This window comes from Candidatus Kryptonium thompsonii, assembly GCF_001535985.1.
Lineage (GTDB): Bacteria > Bacteroidota > Ignavibacteria > Kryptoniales > Kryptoniaceae > Kryptonium > Kryptonium thompsonii.
Map to the genome: position 1 here is coordinate 1 of NZ_CZVS01000076.1, position 7,232 is coordinate 7,232.

Annotated in this window: 7 protein-coding genes; 4 read left to right on the forward strand and 3 right to left on the reverse strand. The window is 37.4% G+C overall.

The window, feature by feature from the left end:
• The coding region (locus tag AWW78_RS09275; RefSeq protein WP_047134991.1) for an ATP-dependent helicase at positions 1-1,716 on the reverse strand (1,716 nt) is incomplete at its 3' end.
• A 210-nt stretch (positions 1,717-1,926) separates the two neighbouring features.
• On the opposite strand from AWW78_RS09275, the gene AWW78_RS09280 reads away from it, so the two are divergent.
• Genes AWW78_RS09280 through AWW78_RS09295 form a run of 4 tightly spaced genes read left to right on the forward strand, consistent with a single transcriptional unit; the run spans position 1,927 to position 6,011 of the window.
• Positions 1,927-2,904, forward strand: a complete 978-nt coding sequence (locus AWW78_RS09280) for a polyprenyl synthetase family protein (protein WP_159421007.1) — start codon at positions 1,927-1,929, stop codon at positions 2,902-2,904.
• Entirely contained in the window at positions 2,904-3,215 is a 312-nt protein-coding gene (locus AWW78_RS09285; protein WP_047134993.1) for an HPr family phosphocarrier protein, read from the forward strand. The genes AWW78_RS09280 and AWW78_RS09285 overlap by 1 nt, the downstream gene beginning before the upstream one ends.
• Positions 3,196-4,929 (forward strand): phosphoenolpyruvate--protein phosphotransferase, encoded by a 1,734-nt coding sequence (gene ptsP / locus AWW78_RS09290; protein ID WP_159421006.1) that lies wholly within the window; start codon positions 3,196-3,198, stop codon positions 4,927-4,929. Before AWW78_RS09285 ends, ptsP begins: the two co-directional genes overlap by 20 nt.
• A gap of 17 nt (positions 4,930-4,946) precedes the next feature.
• Positions 4,947-6,011, forward strand: a complete 1,065-nt coding sequence (locus tag AWW78_RS09295; RefSeq protein ID WP_047134994.1) for a bifunctional phosphoglucose/phosphomannose isomerase — start codon at positions 4,947-4,949, stop codon at positions 6,009-6,011.
• A gap of 10 nt (positions 6,012-6,021) precedes the next feature.
• Here the strand turns inward: AWW78_RS09295 and larE are convergent, their stop codons facing one another.
• A complete protein-coding gene (gene larE / locus AWW78_RS09300) occupies positions 6,022-6,867 on the reverse strand; it encodes an ATP-dependent sacrificial sulfur transferase LarE (protein ID WP_047134995.1) in 846 nt (281 codons plus the stop codon).
• Positions 6,857-7,232, reverse strand: a 376-nt coding sequence (locus AWW78_RS10615) for a shikimate dehydrogenase family protein (protein WP_047134996.1), incomplete at its 5' end; no start/stop codon positions are given. The genes AWW78_RS10615 and larE, both read right to left, overlap by 11 nt.

Below are 7,232 nucleotides of genomic sequence, written 5' to 3' on the forward strand. Positions count from 1 at the left end.
GTGAATTGTTGAAAGGACGAGATATTCATCGTCAGTTCCGGGTAGAACTATCTCCGAGACGCTTTCATTTGGGGGTTCAATCGCAAGATCCGTTAAAAATTCTTCAAGCGAATCATACCGTGATGCGATGGTTTCAAAAATTTCAAGATCTTTTCTTCTTTTCTCATAATCGTCGTATTTATCCCTCATTATCGGCTCGTAGTAGCTGAGTATTATTTCTGTTTTCTGTTGAACTGAAATATCATCTGGATAAATTGTGTAAAGGAGTTTAAATAGCTTGGCGACGCTATCTGGGTAATCTTTAAATTTAAGCCAGTAATCCGGGTTTGTTTTGATGTTCAATTTTCCAGATGTTATGTCTTCAATGATCCTTTGAGCTGTCCTTGGACCAACTCCATCTAACAGAAGTAGAATCCTATGCCATGAGATTATATCATTGGGATTTAAAATTACGCGAAGGTGTGCTATGATATCTTTTATATGGGCTGTTTCAATGAACTTGAAACCGCCGAATTTAACAAATGGTATATTTGCCTTTGCAAGTTCAATTTCAAGGTCGAATGATAAGTAGCTTGCCCGGAAAAGCACGGCGATTTGATTTAAGGGTATCCCTTCTTCTCGCAGTTCAAGAACTTTTTGAACGACAAATTTTGATTGGTGATTTTCGCTTGGTGCAATTACGATTACAGGTAATTCTCCACCGGGCTTTTTGGTGTAAAGAACCTTTGTGTATTTTTCTCTTGCTCTATCGATTATTTCATTGGCAAGGTTTAAAATTGGCTGTGTGCTTCTATAGTTTTCTTCAAGTTTTATGATTTTTGTATCGCGAAAATCCTTTGGGAAATCCATTGTATTTCTAAAGTTTGCTCCCCTGAATGCATAAATGCTTTGTGAATCATCCCCAACAGCCATGACATTTCTATGTTCCATCCCTAAAAGACGGATTATGTCCGCTTGGAGTCTATTCGTGTCCTGATATTCATCCACCATTATGTACTTGTATTGATTTGCGAGTTTTTTTCTGACATCGTCAAATTCCTCAAGCAATCGTTTCAAGTTTAACAAAAGGTCGTCATAATCCATCAGGTTATGTTTTGCCTTGTATGAGTTGTATATTCGAAATAATTTGACGATGTCCTCAACTTGCTCGTAATAATGGGGGAATTCCTCAAGGACTATTTCTTCAATTGGAGTTTCCGTGTTTATCGTTTTGCTATAGATTTCATAAAGAGTTTGCTTTCGTGGGAATCTAACTTTTGCTTTGTCATACCCTTCTTGCGTCCGCAAGAGATTTATCACATCTTCAGCGTCTCCTTGGTCTAGTATGGTAAAGGAATTATCATATTTTAAAAGATGTGCATACTTTCTTAAAGTTAGATTTGCAAATGAATGGAAGGTTCCACCTGATACTCTATCGCACCTTGCATCGAGGAGAATTGATGCACGGCTTAGCATTTCCTGTGCAGCTTTTCGTGTGAAGGTAAGAAGTAAAATTGATTCTGGATTTACACCGATTTCGACAAGCCGAGCTACTCGGTAAGTGATTGTTCTTGTTTTTCCTGTCCCAGCTCCAGCGATTACAAGCACTGGACCTTCCAGCGTCATCACCGCTTCATATTGGGCTGGGTTAAGTTCATCAGCATATCTTATTTTTGAAGATTTTACGCTCCGCTCTTCAAAAATCTCACGCTTTAGAGTGTATTTCTTCTTCTCCATTTGCCTTTAGATTAGTGTTATTTTTCATAAAATTAAACTTTTATTGGGCTAAATTCAAGTGTAAAGAGCTTTTGACGCTGAATATGTATAGCCTTTAGAAGCATTGTAATTAGCGCAAGCACTTGATTATTTTAACATCTTTTATTAAAATTTTAATGCAAAGCATTCTTTCGCAGGGCAAGAATTTTTAAAATCATAAAACAAATTAAAGTGGATTACGACCAAAGGTATAACGATTACAGAAAAATTATAGATGAACGTTTAAAGCAGGTATTGGTGGAGGAAGAACCAAATAGTTTATATGAGCCCATAAAATATATTTTGCTTGCCGGCGGGAAGAGGATAAGACCTGTGATCGTCATTCTTTCTTGTGAATCATTGGGTGGAAATCTTGAAGATGCGATAAATCCTGCGCTTGCGGTTGAGATTTTTCATAATTTTACGCTTGTTCATGACGATATAATGGACAATGCTGACATTCGTAGGGGTTTGCAGACGATTCACAAAAGATGGGACATAAACACGGCGATTTTAAGTGGGGACGCAATGTTTGCAGTTGCTTATAAACTTCTATCTCAAACTAATTCGAAAAGAGTTGGGGAAATTTTTGATTCATTTGCTCAATCGGCAATTGAGGTTTGCGAAGGTCAAGCTCTTGATTTGGAGCTTGAAACAAGTTTAAAAGTTGGAATTGATGATTACATCAAAATGATAAGCAAGAAGACGGCATCTTTGATAAAAAATTCGGCTAAGATTGGGGCTTTGCTTGCTAATGGGACGGATGAGCAAATTCAAGCGCTCGAAAATTATGGATTTAATTTGGGGCTTGCTTTTCAACTTATGGATGATCTTCTTGATGTTGTTGGGGATTCTGGTGAATTTGGTAAATCAATCGGCGGTGATATAATTAACGGGAAAAGAACTTTTCTTCTTTTGAAAGCAATGGAAAAAGTAAGGGGGAAGGACAAAGAAATCATAGGAAGAGTGTTTGCAAAAGATGGGCTTGATCCGTCGATAGTTGCGGAAGTTAGAGAGATTTATTTTCGTTATGGAATAATTGATGAAACACAGAAAATGGTCAGGTTTTACACCGACATCGCTATAAAATCACTTGAGAACCTTCCCAAGTCTGATTCACACTCAATGCTTGTTTGGCTTGCAAATAAATTATGTGAGAGAAGAATTTAATGATAAAGAAAGAAGTAGAAATTAAGAATAGAACTGGGCTTCATACGCGCCCAGCAGCGATGCTTGTTAAACTTGCTTCAAAATTTAAATCTGACTTTTTTATTGAAAAAAATGGAGTTGAAGTAAATGGGAAAAGTATAATTGGGGTAATGTCTCTTGCGGCCGAGCAAGGTTCAAAACTAATTTTGAAGTTCATCGGTGAAGATGAAGATGAAGCTGCAAAGGCGATAATCGAACTTTTTGAGTCAGGATTTGGTGAAATTGAGGAATTAAAAAAAGATGAAAACCGAGATGGAAGTCAAAATAATTGAGGGCATACCTGCATCCCCGGGTATAGCCATTGGAATAGCACTTAAATATGAGAAACTCAAACCGAAGGTCACTAAAAAGGAAATTAAAGAACATGAAGTTGACGCTGAGATCGATAGGTTTTTGAGGGCGATTGAAAAGTCAAAAAGTGAACTGCACAAAATTTTCACGCTTGCCGTTGAAAAACTTGGTTCAGAAGGTGCGCAAATTTTTGAGGCTCAGCTTTTGATGCTTGATGATAAGATGATAATTGACAGGATAATTGAAAGGATCAAGGTTGAAAAGGTGAACGCGGAGTTCGTTGTAAATGATGAGGTTGAGAAATACATCAAATTTATGCAGAGTTCCGGAGATGATTATTTGAAAGAAAGAGCACATGACCTTGAAGACCTTAAAAATAGGGTCATAAGAAATATTCAACAAGAGAAATGGCTTTCAAGGTTTGACACATCAAGAATTGTCGTCGCTGAGAATTTAACACCGGCTGACGCCCTTCTTTTCAGCCGAAATCAAGTCCTTGGCTATGCAACTGATTTGGGCGGGATTACATCGCATACAGCGATTCTTGCTCGCGCCCTTAAAATCCCTGCCGTCGTTGGATTGAGGGAAGCAACTAAATTTATCAAAACAGGAGATACTGTGATACTTGACGGATACAAAGGAATTATAATAATAAATCCAAATCAATCTTTGATCGACGAGTATCAAGAAAAATTAACTCGTATAAGTGAATTTGAAAAGAAACTTGAACAATTGAGGTTTTTACCTGCTGAGACAATTGATGGGAAAAAATTTACTTTGCTTGCAAATATAGAGCTTCCAGATGAAGTTGACGAAGCTATTCAAAAGGGAGCGGAAGGTATTGGTTTGTTCAGAACCGAATATATTATAAGCAATGGAGTTATCCCTGATGAGGATGAGCAATTTGAGGAATATATTAAAATTGCTGAAAAGATTTATCCCGGTAAAGTTGTAATAAGAACATTTGATATAGGTGGGGATAAGATATTCAGAGATTATCGTAGGGAGGATAATCCATTTCTTGGATGGCGTGGAATTAGAGTTGGACTTGATAAACCAGATATCTTGCTCTCTCAATTGAGAGCTATCCTTAGAGCAAGCGTTAAGGGGAATGTTATGGTGATGTTCCCAATGGTTGCGAGCCTTGAGGAGGTAAGGGAAGTTAAAAAGATGCTTGAGTTAGCTAAATCTCAACTTCGTGAAAGAGGGGTTAAATTTGACGAGAACATAAAATTGGGCATTATGATAGAGGTTCCATCAGCTGCTTTGATGGCGAAGGAAATTGCAAAGGAGGTTGATTTCTTCAGCATAGGGACAAATGATTTAATTCAGTATACGCTTGCAGTTGATCGAGGAAATGAAACTGTTGCAAAAATTTATCAAGAATTTCATCCAGCTGTCTTGAGGTTGATCCAATTTGTGGTAGAGTCAGCTCATAGAGCAAGGATACCTGTTTCAATGTGTGGTGAAATGGCAAGCGATCCCTATGCAACAATTTTGCTTGTTGGATTTGGACTTGACGAATTTAGCGTTGCACCGGATTCAATCCCAAGAATAAAACAGGTTATCAGGTCTATCAAGTATAGAGATGCAAGGCGAATAAGCAAAAGAGCCCTTGTTTTTAAAACACAGGGAGAAATTAAAGCTTTCATTTCTAAGGAATTGAAGGGGATAATACCCGAGTTTGATTTCTAAAAACAAAAGGAGGTTCTATGTTATCAATCAGTGATATAAGGAATTATGATAAGTCAGATATGTTTTCAAAACTTGTCAATTTCGCCCAGCAAGTTGAGGAAGCGGTTAAAATAGGCGAGGGCGTAAAAGTTAACTTTTCAATTAAAAAAATCAACAAAATAGTTTTAACCGGGCTCGGCGGTTCTGCGATCGCTGGGGATTTGCTCCGTTCTTATCTTTCAGATGAGATAAAAGTTCCGATAATTGTCAACCGTGATTATTTCCTTCCGAAATTTGTCGATGAGAATACTTTGCTAATTGTCTCAAGTTATTCCGGCAACACAGAAGAGACGATCTCAGCATACAACGATGGTGTAAAGAAAAGAGCGAAGATAATATGCATCACATCGAATGGTGAGATAGAAAAAATTGCCTTAAGAAAGAAACATCCCATTATAAAAATTCCGTCTGGTTATCCGCCGAGAACCGCACTTGCTTATTCTTTCTTCCCAATCCTTATTGTGCTTTCAAAGCTTGGATTTATCAAAAATAAAAAAAGAGAGATAAACGAAACCATAAAACTTATCGACGCTAAATCAAAAGTTTATTCAAATCCGGAGCATGAAGAGAACTTAGCGTATAAAATTGCCATCCGTCTTACTGGCTCTATACCTTTTATTTACACATCTACAAAATTTGATGCTGTTGCGATGAGGTGGGTTTGCCAGATTGAAGAGAATTCAAAAATGCTTGCACATTTTAACATTTTTCCAGAATTGAATCATAATGAAATTGTTGGATGGTCTGGAGAGGTTGAGGGAAGTTTTAAAGAGATCATGAATAAAATTAGCGTTGTGATTTTGCGAGATGACCAAGAGTATGAAAGGATAAAATACAGGATTGAGATAACTGACGATTTGATAAGACCTTACGCTGGTGAGGTTTTAAATATCTATTCTGAGGGCAAGACAACCCTTGCTCGATTATTCTCGCAAATTTATCTTGGCGATTGGGTCAGCTTTTATCTTGCGATTTTAAATAAAGTTGATCCAACACCTGTAAGACCAATTGAATATCTGAAATCTGAGTTGGCGAAGGTTTAGATATGCATTCTTAAACTATCTTGGTGATAGGAAGATTTTTTCCATCGCTTTTTAAAATCTCGTTCATGCTTCCAGTTCTGTAACCCTCGAGGTCGAGGGTTATATAGATGAATCCAAGTTTTTTAAGCTCTTGGACGACTTTAATTCTGAATTCATCATCGAAGAATTTTTGGAAGCCATCTTTGTTTGTTTCAATTCTAACCGTATTTTCATCGATGTATCTTACACGGACGATTTTCAAGCCGTTGGCTCGCAAGAAAGATTCAGCCCTGTCAATTTTCTTTAATTTTTCTCTGTCAATTGGTAAGCCATAGGGGAACCTTGAGGAGAGGCAGGCAAATGAAGGTTTATCCCATGTTGGTAACCCGAGAATTTTAGATAACTCTCGTATTTCATTTTTTGTTAATCCAGCTTCAAGCAAAGGAGAGCGAACATTGTTTTCTTTCACGGCTTTTAGCCCCGGTCTAAAATCCCCAAGGTCGTCAACATTTGTCCCGTCTGCGATCCATTTGATGCCTTCGTTAATTGCTATTTGTTTCAATTTTGAAAAAAGCTCGGTTTTGCAATAATAGCATCTATCGGGCGGGTTTTCGCTGAATTTTAGGTTGTCGGTTTCTTCCGTAGCGACAACTACATATCTTATCCCGATCATTTCAGCAAGTTTTACCGCTTCTTTTAGTTCCTCTTCGGGATATGTATCAGATTTACCGATGACAGCGATTGCCTTGTCTTTTAGAACATCGTGAGCTACTTTTGCAAGCAAAGTGCTATCAACACCGCCTGAAAATGCTACAACTACCGAACCCATCTCGTTAAGAATGTTTTGAAGTTTAGCATATTTATCGTTAAGTGTCATTTTTTCCTTTTTTCCTTCTTGGTTTTAATTCTTTAAGTAAAAGTTTTTTAATCTCTGCAATAGGCATTTCTTTTCCAGTCCAAAGTTCAAATGATTTGCTTGCCTGTAAAATTAGCATTTCAATACCGCTTATAACTTCTGCTCCTTTCCTTCGAGCAAGTTTCAAAAACTTTGTCATGGGCGGATTATAAACAAGGTCGTAAACCACTTGACCATCGTGAAAGAAATCATCAACTGGAACAGGTAATTCATTTATGTTGGGATACATCCCGATCGGTGTTGTGTTAACTACAAGTCTCGATGATTTTATATCACCAGCTATTTCGGGTAAGAAAAATTCTTTTACCTCAAAATCTTTATAGCCT

What these genes read in the sequence shown, in the direction of transcription:
- AWW78_RS09285 (WP_047134993.1), top strand. Translation starts at nt 2,904, where the DNA reads ATGATAAAGAAAGAAGTAGAAATTAAGAATAGAACTGGGCTTCATACG.
- ptsP (WP_159421006.1), top strand. Translation starts at nt 3,196, where the DNA reads ATGGAAGTCAAAATAATTGAGGGCATACCTGCATCCCCGGGTATAGCC.
- AWW78_RS09295 (WP_047134994.1), top strand. Translation starts at nt 4,947, where the DNA reads ATGTTATCAATCAGTGATATAAGGAATTATGATAAGTCAGATATGTTT.
- larE (WP_047134995.1), bottom strand. Translation starts at nt 6,867, where the DNA reads ATGACACTTAACGATAAATATGCTAAACTTCAAAACATTCTTAACGAG.